A 16,286-nucleotide genomic window follows, 5' to 3' on the forward strand; every position below is an offset into this window, starting at 1 on the left:
TTCTCCCTCGACCCCACTGCGCTTGGGAAGTCTGCGCAAGGCGCAGGGTTGGCAAGCGCAGCCCACTTCGCCGGGTGTCCCGCGTGCAAGGGCCGCGCCCGGGGTGCCCCGGGCTGTGCTTCGCGGGGTGCGGCCGCGTAGTGGCTGGGCGCGCAGTTCCCCGCGCCCCTTAACGAGCAAGCCCAAAAGTCTTGGACCGGTCGCGCCCACGCGGCGGAGCCGCGTGGTGAGGGCAAGGGCTTGTCCTGAACGTGCGGCCCCCCGGAGGGCAAAGGGGCACGGACCGTTAGGTTAGGGGCATGCCGCTGCCCTCAGTCCGTACCCGTATCGCCGGACCGGTCGGCGCCACAGCGGCTCGGCAAGGTCTGGCGGGGGCGGACCGCAGGTACTGGCTGTGGCTGGCGCCACTGCTCGTCGCGCTGAGCGCCCTCACCCGCATCCCCTCCTTCGCCCGGCCGCTGTGGAACCCGGACGAGGGCTTCCTCGCCACCCAGGCCCGGCAGCTCGCCGACGGCGGCACGCTCTACCACGACGTCGTCGACCGCAAGCCGCCCTTCATGCCCTGGCTCTACCAGGGCGCCTTCGCGCTCTTCGGCGACGACTCGCTCTGGCCCCTGCGAGTGGCCGCGATCGTCGCCGTGGCCGTCGGCGCGGTCTTCGCCGCCTCGCTCGCGCGCCGCCGCTGGGGCGACCGCGCGGGCTGGATGGCGGGGGTCGTCTACGTCCTGCTCTCCATCGGGATCAACCCCGAGGACACTCAGGCGGCGACGTTCGAGGTCTTCATGCTGCCCTGGACGGTCGCCGCGATGTGGTGCGCCGACCGCGCCCGGTGGGGCCGGGCCGGGCTCGCCGTCGCGGCCGCCATCCTGACGAAGCAGACCGGCGGCGCCGTACTGCTGCCGGTGCTCTTCCTGCTGTGGCGCACCCGCGCGGGCTGGCTCCCGCTGATCCGGCTGACGGCCGGGACCGCGCTGCCGGTGCTGGGCGTCGCGCTCGCCTTCGGGCCCGCGCGCTTCGCGTACTGGATGGCCACCGGCTCCGGGGCGTACGTCTCGGCGGACGGGGCCGGGCTGCACGCCATGGGGCGGGCGCTCGGCAGCCTCAGCATCCTCTGCGCGGCCGCCCTGCCGCTGCTGATCGCGCTCGGGCACGTGCTGCGCCGCCGCCGCGAGCGGCTGCGCGACGTCGCGGACCAGTGGGTCTGGCTCGCCGCCTCCGGGCTCGCGGTCGCCGTCGGCTTCCAGTTCTACGGCCACTACTTCCTCCAGCTCATCCCGCCCCTCGCGCTCCTCGCCGCCGCCGCGCTGCGCGAGCTGCGGGCCCGGCAGGCGACGGTGGCGCTGACCGTGACGTCCGTGTTCGCCGCCGCCTTCATCGGCTGGGGCTTCGCGTACAAGCGGGGCGAGCTGGACCACGCCCAGCGGCTCGCCCAGGAGGTGGGGGAGCGGACCGTGCCGGAGGAGCGGGTGCTGCTGTGGAGCATGCACCCCGAGGGCTACTGGTTCGCCGCCCGCAAACCGGCCTCCCGGTACCTGACCGCCGGGTTCCTCTCCAACTTCAGCGGCGGCCGGGACGGCATCCGTACGGGCGAGCAGTACGCGATGGACGGGGCGTGGCCGTACTTCCTGCGCGAGCTGAGGCAGACCCGGCCCACGCTCATCGTCGACGACTCCCGTGACGCCCCGTACGCCATCCCCCGCATGCCGACGCTGCGGGGCTATGTCGACCGCCACTACACGCGGGTCGCGACGGTGGACGGCGCGGTCATCTACCTCCGCGAGGAGCGGTAGGGGGCGCACGCCCGTCGAGATCCGGCCAACGTCACGGGGTCCGGAGCAGCACGTCGCCGAGGTGCGCGGCGAAATCCGCGAGGCGGGGCGCGTGGCGGTGGCTCCAGTACGCCGTCTGGACCGCGTGGAACTGGGCCCAGCGCCGGGTGCGTTCGAGGTCCAGTCCGGCCGCGTCGGCGAAGAGGGCCAGGACGTGGTGGAGCTCTCCGGCCAGGTCGTCGGCGTCGAGGAACCGCAGGGCCTGGGACTTGAGCAGGGTGCCGCCGTCGTACGCCGGGTCGCCCGCGTACCCCTTGGGATCGACGGCGAGCCAGGGCTCACGGTCGGCACGCAGAATGTTGCGGGCGTGCAGATCGCCGTGGACGAGGGTCTCCGGCTGGTCCCGCCCCAGCTCCCGTACGGTCGCGAGCGCGGCCTCCCGCGCCCGGCGCGGCACGGCGTCCGGGAACGCGGCGGCGTCCGCGCGCAGCTCCTCCTCCCACGCGTCAGCGCGGTCGCTGAGCCGGGGCAGGGACGGCGGCGCGGGAACGGCCAGCCGGCGGCTGAGCCGCCCCGCGACCGTCACCATGCCGTCCGGGTCGCCGGAGTCGGCGAGCTGCGTGGGGTGGGCGCGTTCGAGGAGCATCGCGAACCGGTCGTCGTCGCGCGCGTGGAGCAGGACGGCACCGCGACCGCCCCAGACGGCGAACGCGTCGGGCTCGTGGACGTTGCCGGGGTGCGGGAAGGAGACCTTGAGCACGGCGGCGTCCCCGCCCGTACGCCGCACCGGCACGACGACGCCGACGGCCCCGTGCGTGACCTCGCCGTCCACCGCGCACTCCCAGCGCGCGAGCAGCTCCTCCACGATCCCCGGCAGCCCCGCCAGCCAGCCGGCCCCGGCCTCTCCCTCGCGCGCGACGGTGTCCCGCGCGAACACCTCCGGCACTGCGAACATCCGGGTACCTTACGCGCTGACGTGAGGACCACGAGGCGAGGGGGAGCGGTGGAACGGAACCGGAGCATCCGTACGGTCGAGGACGTCATGAGCCTGCTCGACGACCTGTACGCCCCGACGAACGCCGCGCACTGGTGGGACGGGTTCTACGAGAACCGCTCCCGCGACGTCCCGTTCTTCGCCGCGAAGCCGGACGAGAGCCTCGCGGGATACGTCGAGGACGGGACGCTGACTCCGGGCCGTGCGCTCGACCTGGGCTGCGGGCCCGGACGTAACGCGCTCCATCTGGCGTCCCGGGGCTGGCGCGTCGACGCGGTCGACCTGTCGCCCGAGGCGATCCGCTGGGCGGAGGAGCGGGCGCGCGCCTCCGGGGCCGAGATCCAATTCCGGTGCGGGGACGCGTTCGCGCCGGGTGCGGTCGAGGGTCCGTACGACCTCGTGTACGACTCCGGCTGCTTCCACCACCTGCCGCCGCACCGCCGCGTCGGCCATCTCGCCCTGCTCGACCGGGTGCTGGCGCCCGGCGGCCACTTCGGCCTCGCGTGCTTCGCGGTGGGCGGCATGGGCTCGGAGCTGCCCGACGCCGCGCACTACCGGGACCCCGCACCGCACGGCGGGCTCGCGTACACCGCGGACGAACTGCGCTGGATCTTCGACGGCATGGAGGAGATCGAGCTGCGCCGCATGAAGGACGAGCCGCCGGAGTCGCCCCGCTTCGGCGAACCCTTCCTCTGGGCGGCGCTCTTCCGTCGCTGACGGGTCATCAGAGGGTAAAAGCTGATCTCTCTCCTTGGACACCCCTCGACAACGTTGTCACTCGGTGGTTCTACTGGGGCCCGTCGCTGTCCGTCCCTCGATGAGGAGGTGTCAGAAGGTGTCCCCTGCGCTGAACCGCCGCCGGTTCCTCGCCGCGTCCGCAACCGGTGCGGCCGGGCTGCTCGCTCCGGCCGTCACCGGCTGCGGAGCGGTCACCGGGGGGTACGAGCCCGACGGGCTCGTGCTCCACTCGCAGTTGGGCGGGAGCACGCCCGGCGCTCCGGCGTTCGCGAAGGCCGTCGACACCTTCCGGCGCCGCAACCCGAAGATCCCGGTCAAGGTGCTCACCAACGCCGACGACCTCCAGCAGGTCTACGAGACCTCGAAGCTGGCCGGTAAGGAAGCCGACCTCGTGCTGGTCAACCTCTACGACAAGTCCCTCGCCTGGACCGAGGTCGGCGCCACGCTGTCCGTCGACCGGTACATGTCCCGCTGGGGGCTGCGCGAGCGGCTGCTGGCGGGCCCGGTGGAGGAGTGGACGGACGGCAAGGGGCGGCTGCGCGGCTTCCCGTATCTGCGGACGAACTGGCCCGTCGCGTTCAACACCGCGCTGCTCGAACGCGCGGGCGTGGACGAGGTGCCGAGGACGACCGACGCGCTGCTCGACGCCGCCAAGAAGCTCCGCAGGAAGGGGATCATCCCCGTCACCATCGGCGGCAACGACTGGAGCGGGCAGAAGCTGCTGCTCCAGGTCATGCAGACGTACATGAAGCCCGGCGAGGCCAAGAGCGTGATGCGCACCGGGGACTTCAGCGGTTCGCCCGGCGCGCGGCGCGGCATCGAGCTCTTCGTGGAGCTGCGGGACGGGGGCGTGTTCGCCGACAGCGCGCAGGGCCTCACCTCCGACCTGATGACGACGCAGATCAGCACCCAGAAAGCGGCCATCGCCTCGATGCTGTCGTCCGCGATGGGCAAGGTCCCCGACAGCGCGGCGGAGAACATCACGGTCGGCGGCTGGCCGATCCCGGACGACGCGGTGTACGAGAAGCCCACGATCATGCGGGCCAACGCCTCGATGGGGATCTGGCTGAGCCCCAACGGCGAGCAGAAGCTCGACCGGGTGGAGCGCTTCGTGCGGTTCATGTACAGCGAGGACACGGTCTCCCACTTCGTGCACGGCGGCCGTGACATGGCGCTGCGCACCGACCAGTTCAGCACCGAGTACCCGCTCGTGGCCGCCGGGCAGAGGCTGTCCGACAACGATGTCAGCGAGTGCGTGACCCCCGACATCTACGTCCCGGCAGCCGCCACCCAGCCCCTCATCCAGGCCACCGGCGTCGCCTTCAGCCCGCGCGGCAGCGCCCGGCAGGTCAGGACGGCGCTGGAGAAGGCGTACCGCAGCGCCGGGGTCTGAACGCCCGTACGACCGCACCGCACTTCACCGTAGGTTCACCGTAGGGAGGACGCCATGCCGTCGGCGCCCGTGATCGGCACGGCCCCAGACGCCGTGGCCGCAGAGCCGCGTACGGGCCCCGTCCGTGCCCGGCGCCCCGCGAGGCAGGGCACGACCTGGCTCGCCGTACCGGCCCTCGTCTGGTACGTGATCTTCATGGTCGGGCCCGTCCTGGCCATCTTCGTGATCGCCTCGCTGCACTGGCCCGGCATGCTCCAGCCGCGCAGCTTCGCCGGGCTCGACAACTACCGCACGGTGCTGGACGATCCGGTCTTCTGGAAGGCGCTGCGCAACACCCTCACCCAGCTCGTGATCGCGCTGCCGGTGATGATGGTCTGCGCGTACATGCTGGCGTACTACGTCGCGCAGCGGCCGCCCGGCCACCGCGTGCTGCGCTATCTGCTCTTCATCCCCGGGCTGATCTCCACCCCGGCCAAGGCGATGTTCTTCTACGCCGCGCTCTCGCCCGACGGCCTCGTCAACGGCGTCCTGCGCGACCTCGGCCTCGACTCCGTCACCAAGGTGTGGCTCGCCGACCCGGGCACCGCGCTCTACGCGATCATCGCGCTGGACATCTGGGCGGGCATCGGCTTCACCGCCGTGCTGCTCGCGGCGCGGCTCGGCAGCGTGAGCGAGGAGATCGGCGAGGCGGCGCAGCTCGACGGCGCCGGGCACTGGCGGACGATGTGGACGATCCACTTCCCGATCATCCGTGACTACTTCGGCGTCGCGACGATGCTCCAGTTCCTGTGGACCCTCTTCGGCTCGGCGCAGCACGTGCTGCTGCTCACCCAGGGCGGCCCGGGGAACGCCTCGACCACCCTCTCCTTCCTCGTCTACCAGCGGGCCTTCCTCATCGCCGACCTCGGCTACAGCCAGGCGGTCGGCGTCTTCCTCTTCGTCCTCGGGCTCGTCGGCATGCTCCTCATCCGCCGCGCGTTCCGCCAGAACCACTGACCGGGAGGTCGTGACGCCATGAACGGCATCAAGCGCATACGCCTCTCCTGGCTCCCCGCGCACATCCTCGCCTGGGGGTACGCGGCCCTGCTGCTGGTCCCGGTCTATTACTTCCTGGCCTCCGCCTTCAAGGACAACGACCGCATCTTCGGCAGCCCCCTCGGCCTCCCCGACTCGCTCTCGTTCCGCAACTTCACCCGCGCCTTCGACCTCGCCCAGCTCGGCCAGGCGGTCACCAACTCCGCGCTGGTGACGGTCGGCGGGCTCGTGGTGACCCTCGCCCTGGCCCTCCCGGCCTCCTTCGCGCTCGCGCGCAGCACGGGGTGGGCGGGGCGCGCGATGGAGCGGGCGTTCTCGCTGGGCTTCCTGGTCCCGACGTTCGCCGCGCTCTTCCCGACCTTCCTGCTCGCCGCCAACACCGGGCTCTTCCACACTCGTACGTTCATGGTGCTGCTGCTCCCGGCGACCGCCATGCCGCTCTCGGTCGTGCTGCTGACGCAGTTCATGCGGACGGTGCCGCCCGAGCTGGAGGAGGCGGCACGGATGGACGGCGCGGGCACGTTCGCCGTGCTGCGGCACATCTACGCGCCGATCGCGCTGCCCGGTATCGCGGCCGTCGTGCTGCTCAACTTCCTCAACTTCTGGAACGAGTACCTCTACTCGCTGATCATCATCGGCCCCGACCCCGAGCAGCGCACCACCCAGCTCGCGCTGCCCACCCTGGTGTCCACCTCCGGCACGGACTACGGCGTGCTGACGGCGGCCACCGTGATCACCCTGCTCCCCGTCTACGCCGTGTACACGGTGCTGCAGAAGCGCATGCAGTCCGCGCTGATCAGCGGCGCCGTGAAAATGTAACCCGCACTACAGGAGTCACCCCATGCAGCGCTTCAGCGCCCAGCTCACCCACGACCCCGCCGTCCTGCCCTGGCTCGGCGCCAACTTCTGGTCCCGCACCGGAGGGCCGCTGATGTGGCGCTCGTACGACCCCGCGGTCGTACGGGAGGAGCTGCGGGTCCTGCGCGAGCACGGCCTGAACAGCACCCGGTCGTTCTTCTACTGGCCCGACTTCATGCCCACCCCGTACACGGTCGACGAGGAACTCTGCGAGCACTTCGCGGACTTCCTCGACGCCCACCGGGAGACCGGGATGAAGTCCATCCCGACCTTCATCGTCGGCCACATGTCCGGCGAGAACTGGGACCCGTCCTGGCGCAACGGGCGCGACCTGTACGCGGACGTGTGGATGGTCGCCCGGCAGGCGTGGTTCGGGAAGGAGATGGCCCGCCGCTACAAGGACCACCCGGCCGTCACCGCCTGGCTGGTCAGCAACGAGATGCCGATCTACGGCCGGATCCGCGGCGAGGAGCCCGCGCCCCGCGAGCACGTCACCTCCTGGGCGGAGGCGATCGTCAACGCCGTACGGGCAGCGGGCGCTCAGCAGCCGGTCTCGCTCGGCGACGGCGCCTGGGGCATGGAGGTCTTCGGCAAGGAGAACGGCTTCTCGCTGCGCGACACCGCCGAGATCATCGACTTCGCGGGCCCGCACGTCTACCGCATGGAGAACGACCGCATACGCCAGCACCACCGCGCCGCCTTCGAGTGCGAACTGGCCTCGGTCGCCGGGAAGCCGGTGATCCTGGAGGAGTTCGGGCTCTCCACGGACTTCGTCTCCGACGAGAACGCCGCCACGTACTACCGCCAGACCCTGCACAACTCCCTGCTGGCGGGCTCCACCGGCTGGATCGCCTGGAACAACACCGACTACGACCACCTGCTCGAACAGCCCCCGTACAGCCACCACGGCTTCGAGATGCACTTCGGCATCACCGACAACGAGGGCCGCCCCAAGGCGCCGCTGCGCGAGCTGGCCGCATTCGCCGAGATCCTGGAGCGGGTCGACTTCACCCGCTGCCGCCGCGCCGACTCGGACACGGCGCTGGTCGTCCCGGTCTACCTGGAGCAGGGCTACCCGTACGCGTACGAGCTGGACCGGCCCGTCGTCTTCGAGTCGCTCCGGCAGAGCTACACGGCCGCGCGCGGTGCCGACCTGGGCGTGGCGCTCACGCGTGAGAGGGACGGCCTGGCCGAGGACGCGAAGCTCCACCTCCTGCCCTCCACCCGCCAGATCCTCGCCCCGACCCGCCGCCGGCTGGAGGAGCTGGCGCGGGGCGGCGCCACCGTCTACCTCTCGTACTGCTCCGGCGAGAAGGGCACGACCCGCGGCCCCTGGTTCCAGGACCTGAACGGGCTCTTCGGCGTCGAGCTGCAGCTCTCGTACGGGCTGGCGGAGCCGATCGAGGACGAGACGGTGGAGATCACCTTCACCGAGGACTTCGGCGGACTGAAGGCGGGGGAGACGCTGCGCTTCGAGGCGGGCCGCTACCGGGGAACCGACGAGAGCCGCTCGTACCTCCCGGTGCGCCCGGCCGGAGCGCGCGTCGTCGCCACGGACGCGCACGGCCGCCCGGCGCTGCTGCGGCACGCGCTGGGGGAGGGCGAGACGATCCTGTGCACCTACCCCCTGGAGTACCTCGCCGCGGGCACCCCGCGCGTCAACCCCGAGGACACGCACCGGCTCTACGACGCGCTGGCGCGCGAGGCGGGCGCCGAGCGCGCGGTCACGGTCGAGGGCGCCCTGGCCGAGGCCGACGTCCTGGTCCACGAGGACGGCCGCCGCTTCGTCTGGCTGGTCAGCCAGTCCGACCGCCCGCAGACGGTACGCCCGCTGACCGGGGGCACCCTGCACGACCTGGAGACGGGCGAACGCCTCCAGGACGTCTCCCTGGGCCCCTGGGACGTCCGCGTACTGGAGCTGCGCTGAGGGCCCCTGGGAGGATGGCCGCATGCAGAGTGACCTCTTCCAAGACGCGTACATGGCGAAGGCGCCCAGCGCCGCGGGCATGTCGCTCCAGAACAGCAAGTCGATCAAGTACGCCGTGAACGGCGAGTGTTTCGCGCGACAGGGAGCCATGGTCGCGTTCCGGGGGAACCTCCAGTTCGAGCGGAAGGGACAGGGCGTCGGCGGCTACATCAAGCGGAAGGTCACCGGCGAGGGCCTGCCGCTGATGTCTGTACGGGGGCAGGGTGAGGCGTGGTTCGCGCACGAGGCGGCGAGCTGCTTCATCGTGGACATCGCGCCCGGCGACGCGCTCAGCATCAACGGTCGCAACGTGCTGGTCTTCGACGCCTCGCTGTCGTACGACGTGAAGGTCGTCAAGGGCGCGGGCATGACGGGCGGCGGCCTCTTCAACAGCGTCTTCACCGGGCAGGGCAAGCTCGGCGTGACCTGTGAGGGGGAGCCGATCGTGATACCCGTGACGCCCCAGGCGCCGGTGTACGTCGACACGGACGCGGTCGTCGGCTGGACGGCCCAGCTCAACACCTCGCTGCACCGCTCCCAGAGCTTCGGCTCGATGCTCCGCGGCGGCTCCGGCGAGGCGGTCCAGCTCGCGCTGGAGGGCGAGGGCTTCGTCATCGTCCGCCCGAGCGAGCTGGTCCCCACGGGCCCGAGCAGCACGTAAGAGCACGCACGCGACAGGGGCCCGGCACCGTGTGCCGGGCCCCGTTGTCACGCCCCGAAGGGGCGCGGGGAACTGCGCGACCGGCCAAGGGGCACCCGCGGTCCGCGACGCACGGAAAGGGGCACCCCGTACCCGGAATTGCCTACGCGGGGACGCTGGCTACGCCGGGCTCCAGGAACCGCTTGCCGGAGACGCGTTCGCTGACGCCCTCACGGTCCAGGTACGGCGTGATGCCACCCAGATGGAAGGGCCAGCCCGCGCCGGTGATCAGGCACAGGTCGATGTCCTGGGCCTCGGCGACGACGCCCTCGTCGAGCATGAGGCGGACCTCTTCGGCGATGGCGTTCAGCGCGCGGTCGCGGACCTGCTCCTCGGTCAGCACCTTGTCGCCGACCTGGAAGAGGGAGGCGACCTCCGGGTCGAGATCGGCGGTGCCCGGCACGTACAGGTTCCGCTTGCCCGCCTCGACGACGCGGCCGAGGTTCTCCGAGACGCCGAAGCGGTCCGGGAAGGCGGCGTGCAGCGTGCCCGCGACGTGGTGCGCGACGGCCGGGCCGACCAGCTCCAGGAGCACGATCGGGGACATCGGCAGACCGAGCGGCGCGAGCGCGCGGTCCGCGACGTCGACGGGGGTGCCCTCGTCGATGGAGGCCAGCACCTCGCCCAGGAAGCGGGTCAGGACGCGGTTGACGACGAACGCCGGGGCGTCCTTCACCAGCACGGCCGTCTTCTTGAGCTGCTTGGCGACGCCGAAGGCCGTGGCCAGCGAGGCGTCGTCGGTCTGCTCGCCGCGCACGATCTCCAGCAGGGGGAGGATCGCGACCGGGTTGAAGAAGTGGAAGCCGACGACCCGCTCGGGGTGACGGAGCTGCGAGGCCATCTCGGTGACCGACAGCGAGGAGGTGTTGGTGGCGAGGATGGCGTGCTCCGGCACGACCGCCTCGACCTCGGCGAACACCTTCTGCTTGACGCCCATCTCCTCGAAGACGGCCTCGATCACGAAGTCCGCGTCGGAGAAGGCGGAGGCCTTGTCCAGGGACCCGGTGACCAGGCCCTTGAGGCGGTTGGCCTTGTCCTGGTTGACGCGGCCCTTGAGGAGCAGCTTGTCGATCTCCTCGTGGACGTACGCCACGCCCTTGTCGACGCGCTCCTGGTCGATGTCGGTCAGGACGACCGGCACCTCCAGGCGGCGGGCGAACAGCAGTCCGAGCTGCGAGGCCATCAGCCCGGCGCCGACGACGCCGACCTTGGTGACGGGACGCGCGAGGGACTTGTCCGGCGCCCCGGCGGGGCGCTTGGCGCGCTTCTGGACCAGGTTGAACGCGTAGATCCCGGAGCGCAGTTCGCCGCCCATGATCAGGTCCGCGAGCGCCTGGTCTTCCGCGTCGAAGCCCTGTCGCAGGTCGCCGCTCTTCGCGTTCGCGATGATGTCGAGGGCGCGGTAGGCGGCCGGGGCCGCGCCGTGCACCTTGCTGTCGGCGATCTCCTTGCCGCGCGCGACGGCCGCGTCCCACGCCTCGCCGCGGTCGACCTCGGCGCGGACGACCTCGACGTCGCCCTTGAGGACGGAGGCGGTCCAGCGGAGCGACTCCTCCAGGAAGTCGGCGCCCTCGAAGAGCGCGTCGGCGATGCCCAGCTCGTAGACCTGCTTGCCCTTGAGCTGGCGGTTCTGGTTGAGGGAGTTCTCGATGATGACCGAGACCGCGCGGTCCGCGCCGATCAGGTTCGGCAGCAGCGCGCAGCCGCCCCAGCCCGGTACGAGGCCGAGGAAGACCTCGGGCAGCGAGAAGGCGGGAAGCGCCTTGGAGACGGTGCGGTACGTGCAGTGCAGACCGATCTCCACGCCGCCGCCCATGGCCGCGCCGTTGTAGTACGCGAACGTGGGAACGGCCAGCGAGGAGAGCCGCTTGAAGACCTCGTGGCCGCCCTTGCCGATGGCGAGCGCGTCCTCGTGGCGCTTCAGCAGCTCGACGCCCTTGAGGTCGGCGCCGACGGCGAAGATGAAGGGCTTGCCGGTGACGCCGACGCCCTTGATCTTCCCCTCGGCGGCCTCCTGCTCGACCTGGTCGATCGCGGCGTTGAGGTTGGCCAGCGACTGCGGGCCGATGGTGGTCGGCTTGGTGTGGTCCAGGCCGTTGTCCAGGGTGATGAGGGCGAAGGCCCCGGCGCCGTACGGCAGTTCGAGGTGTCGGACGTACGCGTGCGTGACGACCTCGTCCGGGAACAGCTCGGCAGCGCCCTTCAGCAGCTCAGCGGTGCTCGTGCTCATGCTTACTTGCCCTCCCAGTGGGGGTTCTCCCAGATGACGGTCCCGCCCATGCCGAAGCCGACGCACATGGTGGTGATGCCGTAGCGGACGTGCGGCTGCTCCTCGAACTGCCGGGCGAGCTGCGTCATCAGCCGTACGCCGGAGGAGGCGAGCGGGTGGCCGAACGCGATGGCGCCGCCGTACTGGTTGACGCGCGGGTCGTCGTCCGCGATGCCGTAGTGGTCGAGCAGCGAGAGCACCTGGACGGCGAACGCCTCGTTGATCTCGAACAGCCCGATGTCGTCGATCGAGAGCCCGGCCTGCGCGAGCGCCTTCTCGGTGGCGGGCACCGGGCCGATCCCCATCACCTCGGGCTCGACACCGGCGAACGAGTACGCGACCAGCCGCATCTTGACCGGCAGGCCCAGCTCCTGGGCCACGTCCTCGGCGGCGACCAGCGAGGCGGTCGCGCCGTCGTTCAGGCCCGCGGCGTTGCCCGGCGTCACGCGGCCGTGCGCGCGGAACGGGGTCTTGAGCCCGGCGAGGTTCTCCAGCGTGGTGCCCGGCCGCATCGGCTCGTCGGCGGTCGCGAGGCCCCAGCCGTTCTCGCCGCCCTCACCGGTCGTGCGGCGCACGGAGACCGGCACCAGGTCGGCCTGGATCTTGCCGTTGGCGTAGGCCTTGGCGGCCTTCTCCTGGCTGGCCACCGCGTACGCGTCCGCGCGGTCCTTGGTCAGGTGCGGGAAGCGGTCGTGCAGGTTCTCGGCGGTCATCCCCATGAAGAGGGCCGACTGGTCGACCAGCTTCTCCGAGACGAAGCGCGGGTTCGGGTCCACGCCCTCGCCCATCGGGTGCCGCCCCATGTGCTCGACGCCGCCCGCGACGACGACGTCGTACGCGCCGAAGGCGATCGAACCCGCCGTCGTCGTGACGGCGGTCATCGCGCCCGCGCACATCCGGTCGATCGAGTAGCCGGGCACGGACTGCGGCAGCCCCGCGAGGATCCCCGCGGTACGGCCGAGGGTCAGGCCCTGGTCGCCGATCTGCGTCGTCGCGGCGAGCGCCACCTCGTCGACGCGCTCGGGGGGCAGCCCGGGGTTGCGGCGCAGCAGCTCACGGATGCACTTGACGACCATGTCGTCGGCGCGGGTCTCGTGGTAGATGCCCTTCGGGCCCGCCTTGCCGAACGGGGTGCGGACGCCGTCGACGAAGACGACGTCCCTAGCGGTACGAGGCACGTTGGCTCTCCTCCAGGTGCGGCCGGGGGTCGGGGGGTTCTCTCCCCCGACCCCCATGCTACTTGTGGGTAACCATGGCGCAAGAGCCGTCTCCCCCGAGGGGCCTACGTCACACGCCCCGTCCCCCTTACGGGGCGAGCCCCACTACTCCCTTCTGCGCTTGGGAGGTCTGCGCGAAGGCGCAGGGCTGGCAAGCGCAGCCCCCCACGCCGGGTGCCTCGCGATGAGGGCTGGGTACGGGTTGCCCCGTACCGCGCATCGCAGACTGCGGCTGCGCCGTGGCCGGGCGCGCAGTTCCCCGCGCCCCTTACGGGGCACTCCTGCGAGGCGCCCTGAAGCGCCCCGGAGGGGCGGCTTCAGGGGCGCGGGGAACTGCGCGACCAGCCACGACGGTGGCGGCAGGCTGCGAGGCACCGCAGGGGGCAGGGCCTGCTCAGCCCTGAGGGGCCTCCGCCTGGAGCGCCGTCACCAGCAACGGCAGGGTCTGCTCGATCTGCCACTCCCTCGCTCCGAGGGAGCGGAGGGAAGAGGTGACGCTGGACTCCGTCACCTCAGCCGGAGGCTCCCAGCACAGGCGCCGCACGGAATCGGGCGTCAGCAGATTCTCCTGCGGAAGATTCAGCTCGTCCGCCCGCTCGTTGACCGCGGCGCGCGCCGCCGTCAGCCGCGCGGCGGCCACCGGGTCCTTGTCCGCCCAGGAACGCGGCGGCGGCGGCCCGTTCGGCACCTGGCTCTGCTGCGGCAGCTCGGAGTCCGGGAGCTGCCGCGCCTGGTCCACGGCGGCCTGCCACTGCTCCAGCTGCTTGCGGCCCATCCGCTGCCCGTACCCCGGCAGGGCGGAGAGCGCGCGGACGTTCGGCGGCATGGCCAGCGCGGCCTCGACGATCGCCGCGTCGGTCAGCACCTTGCCCGGCGAGACGTCGCGCCGCTGCGCGACCGCGTCCCGCGTCGTCCACAGCTCGCGGACGGCCGCCATCTGACGGCGGCGGCGCACCTTGTGCATGCCGGAGGTGCGGCGCCACGGGTCCTTGCGGGGCGGCGGTGCGGGCGCCGAGGCGATCGCGGCGAACTCCTCCCGCGCCCAGCCGAGCTTCCCCTGCCGCTCCAGCTCGGCCTCCAGCGCGTCCCGGAGGTCGACGAGGAGCTCCACGTCGAGCGCCGCGTACCGCAGCCAGGGGTCGGGGAGGGGGCGGGTGGACCAGTCGACCGCGGAGTGGCCCTTCTCCAGTGCGTAACCGAGCACGTTCTCGACCATCGCCCCCAGGCCGACCCGGGCGAATCCGGCCAGTCTGCCCGCGAGTTCCGTGTCGAAGAGCCGCGCCGGGCGCATGCCTATCTCACGCAGGCAGGGCAGATCCTGCGTCGCCGCGTGCAGCACCCACTCGGTGCCGCCGAGCGTGTCGCCGAGGGCGGAGAGGTCGGGGCAGGCGACGGGGTCGATCAGGGCGGTGCCCGCGCCCTCGCGGCGCAGCTGGATCAGATACGCCCGCTGCCCGTACCGGTATCCGGACGCGCGCTCGGCGTCCACGGCCACGGGGCCCGACGCGTTCGCGAACGCGTCGACGACCCGGTTCAGCTCGTCCGCCTCCACGGTCACCGGCGGAATGCCCTCCCGCGGTTCCAAGAGAGGGACCGGCGCCGGACCGGAGTCCTGGAGAGGGGCCTGAGCTGCGTTTGCTGATGCGGTCTCTTGGGCGTCGGTCACCAGTCAAGGGTATCCGTGTGCACGCAATGCGAAGCGCCCGCCGACGGAACGTTACCTCGACGGGCGCTGCACGGACGGATGGGCGACGGTGAACGGGTCGGTGGATTCAGTGGATGATGCCGGTGCGCAGCGCCACCGCCACCATCCCGGCACGGTCTCCGGTGCCCAGCTTGCGGGCGATCCGGGCGAGGTGGCTCTTGACGGTCAGCGCGGACAGGCCCATCGAGACGCCGATGGCCTTGTTCGACTGGCCCTCGGCCACCAGGCGCAGGACCTCGACCTCACGGCCCGAGAGCTCGCGGTAGCCGCCGGGGTGGCCGGGGCCGCCGGGACCACCGCCGGGACGGCGGTGCATCCGCGCGGCGGCGGCGCCGATCGGCGCCGCGCCGTGCCGTGTCGGCATGGCCCCGCCCAGGTTGGTGCGGGTGCCGGTGACGACATAGCCCTTGACGCCGCCCGCGAGGGCGTTGCGCACGGCGCCGATGTCGTCGGCCGCTGAGAGTGCCAGACCGTTCGGCCAGCCCGCCGCCCGGGTCTCGGACAGCAGACTGAGCCCCGAACCGTCGGGGAGATGGACGTCGGCCACGCAGATGTCACGTGGATTGCCGACTCGGGGACGCGCCTCCGCGATCGACGACGCCTCGATCACGTCCCGGACACCGAGAGCCCACAGATGGCGGGTCACGGTCTGCCGGACTCGGGGGTCGGCGACGACGACCATGGCCGTCGGCTTGTTCGGGCGGTAGGCGACCAGGCTTGTGGGGTGCTCAAGGAGAACAGACACCGGGCCTCCTGGGGGGAGTGGCTGGGGACGGGCCCGACGTCCGGGTGGCGGGGAGCCGGGCGGACGAGTCGGGTATTCCGTATGGAAGGGTCACAGACCTCTTCGGCAGCTCTCCCCGGAGCCTTTAGTGAAAGATCACGAAGGGGTGACCCGGCTCCGCCGTGCCGGTTCTACTGCGGGCCACGCCGCTGCGGAAGCTGGACGACCGAGCCTCCGTCGCCCCCCTCGGGCGGCAGCCCCGCGCACTGGCAGAGCATCTCGCACCACGCGGCGAGGTGCCGCGCGACGTCGGGCGCCGCCTCGCCCCCCGCGGGAGGCGCCACGGGCGCGGGGGTCCAGCTCGCCCGGATCTCCAGGACCTCTTCCGGCTCCTGCTCGCCGAGCCCGCCGAAGAAGGCGGAGCTGGACCGGGTCACGGTGCCGCTCGGCTCCCCGTAACCGGCCTCGCGGGCCTCCAGCGCGCCCGTCAGCCACGACCAGGTCACCTCGGGCAGCAGCGGGTCCTGCGCCATCTCCGGCTCCAGCTCCGCGCGCCCGAGCGTGACGACGCGGAACGTGCCCTGCCACGAGTCCTGGCCCTCCGGATCGTGCAGCAGTACGAAACGGCCGTCGGCCAGCTCCGTGCCCGCGTCCTCCGGGTCGGTGACCGCGGCCTCCAGCGCGAAGGAGTACGGCGCGAGCCGTCGCGGCGCGGGCAGCGGGGAGATCCGGACCTCCGCCCGGAGCCGCGCCTCGCTGAGCGCCGTGACGGCCGCCCGGAAGGGCGGCGGAAAGGAGTCTCCGCCGCCGCCACCGGAGTTGCCCGTCATAGATGCCCTCGCCGCTGTCATGGGCGGAAGAGTAGGCGGAGGGCGAGCTTCAGGCCGGTAAGGACACCCCGGACGGCCGTGGGAGACT

Annotated in this window: 13 protein-coding genes; 7 read left to right on the top strand and 6 right to left on the bottom strand. The window is 71.9% G+C overall.

All coding sequences use genetic code 11. From position 1 onward, the window contains the following. Positions 1-299: 299 nt before the first annotated feature. A complete protein-coding gene (locus ACGF3A_RS41155) occupies positions 300-1,790 on the top strand; it encodes an ArnT family glycosyltransferase (protein WP_393735893.1) in 1,491 nt (496 codons plus the stop codon). A gap of 31 nt (positions 1,791-1,821) precedes the next feature. On the opposite strand, the gene ACGF3A_RS41160 is transcribed toward ACGF3A_RS41155, so the two are convergent. Beyond that, positions 1,822-2,724, bottom strand: a complete 903-nt coding sequence (locus tag ACGF3A_RS41160) for an aminoglycoside phosphotransferase family protein (RefSeq protein ID WP_393735895.1) — start codon at positions 2,722-2,724, stop codon at positions 1,822-1,824. 87 nt (positions 2,725-2,811) lie between these two features. On the opposite strand from ACGF3A_RS41160, the gene ACGF3A_RS41165 reads away from it, so the two are divergent. The 6 genes from ACGF3A_RS41165 to ACGF3A_RS41190 all read left to right on the top strand — a co-directional run bounded on the left by ACGF3A_RS41165 (position 2,812) and on the right by ACGF3A_RS41190 (position 9,414). Next, complete coding sequence (locus ACGF3A_RS41165; protein ID WP_393736001.1) at positions 2,812-3,480, top strand: class I SAM-dependent methyltransferase; 669 nt, start codon at positions 2,812-2,814, stop codon at positions 3,478-3,480. Positions 3,481-3,598: 118 nt separating this feature from the next. Then, positions 3,599-4,894, top strand: coding sequence for an ABC transporter substrate-binding protein (locus ACGF3A_RS41170; RefSeq protein WP_393735897.1), 1,296 nt, complete (start codon positions 3,599-3,601; stop codon positions 4,892-4,894). Between the two features lie 54 nt (positions 4,895-4,948). Continuing rightward, entirely contained in the window at positions 4,949-5,890 is a 942-nt protein-coding gene (locus ACGF3A_RS41175; protein WP_393735899.1) for a carbohydrate ABC transporter permease, read from the top strand. A gap of 18 nt (positions 5,891-5,908) precedes the next feature. After that, complete coding sequence (locus ACGF3A_RS41180) at positions 5,909-6,748, top strand: carbohydrate ABC transporter permease (RefSeq protein WP_393735901.1); 840 nt, start codon at positions 5,909-5,911, stop codon at positions 6,746-6,748. Between the two features lie 22 nt (positions 6,749-6,770). Further along, on the top strand, positions 6,771-8,714 hold the full coding sequence (locus ACGF3A_RS41185; RefSeq protein ID WP_393735903.1) for a cellulase family glycosylhydrolase: 1,944 nt from the start codon (positions 6,771-6,773) through the stop codon (positions 8,712-8,714). 22 nt (positions 8,715-8,736) lie between these two features. Beyond that, complete coding sequence (locus tag ACGF3A_RS41190; protein WP_393735905.1) at positions 8,737-9,414, top strand: AIM24 family protein; 678 nt, start codon at positions 8,737-8,739, stop codon at positions 9,412-9,414. A gap of 142 nt (positions 9,415-9,556) precedes the next feature. Here the strand turns inward: ACGF3A_RS41190 and ACGF3A_RS41195 are convergent, their stop codons facing one another. The 5 genes from ACGF3A_RS41195 to ACGF3A_RS41215 form a co-directional block, all read right to left on the bottom strand. Further along, positions 9,557-11,683: a 3-hydroxyacyl-CoA dehydrogenase NAD-binding domain-containing protein gene (locus ACGF3A_RS41195; RefSeq protein ID WP_393735907.1), complete on the bottom strand. Its 2,127-nt coding sequence runs from the start codon at positions 11,681-11,683 to the stop codon at positions 9,557-9,559. Positions 11,684-11,685: 2 nt separating this feature from the next. Then, complete coding sequence (locus ACGF3A_RS41200) at positions 11,686-12,900, bottom strand: thiolase family protein (RefSeq protein ID WP_393735909.1); 1,215 nt, start codon at positions 12,898-12,900, stop codon at positions 11,686-11,688. A gap of 433 nt (positions 12,901-13,333) precedes the next feature. Beyond that, positions 13,334-14,605: an HRDC domain-containing protein gene (locus ACGF3A_RS41205; protein WP_393735911.1), complete on the bottom strand. Its 1,272-nt coding sequence runs from the start codon at positions 14,603-14,605 to the stop codon at positions 13,334-13,336. 106 nt (positions 14,606-14,711) lie between these two features. Further along, positions 14,712-15,389: a response regulator transcription factor gene (locus ACGF3A_RS41210; protein ID WP_344530613.1), complete on the bottom strand. Its 678-nt coding sequence runs from the start codon at positions 15,387-15,389 to the stop codon at positions 14,712-14,714. 170 nt (positions 15,390-15,559) lie between these two features. After that, entirely contained in the window at positions 15,560-16,219 is a 660-nt protein-coding gene (locus tag ACGF3A_RS41215) for a DUF3000 domain-containing protein (protein WP_393735914.1), read from the bottom strand. Between the last annotated feature and the right edge of the window lie 67 nt (positions 16,220-16,286).

It is taken from the genome of Streptomyces sp. NPDC048172 (assembly GCF_043202595.1).
Taxonomy (GTDB): Bacteria; Actinomycetota; Actinomycetes; order Streptomycetales; family Streptomycetaceae; genus Streptomyces.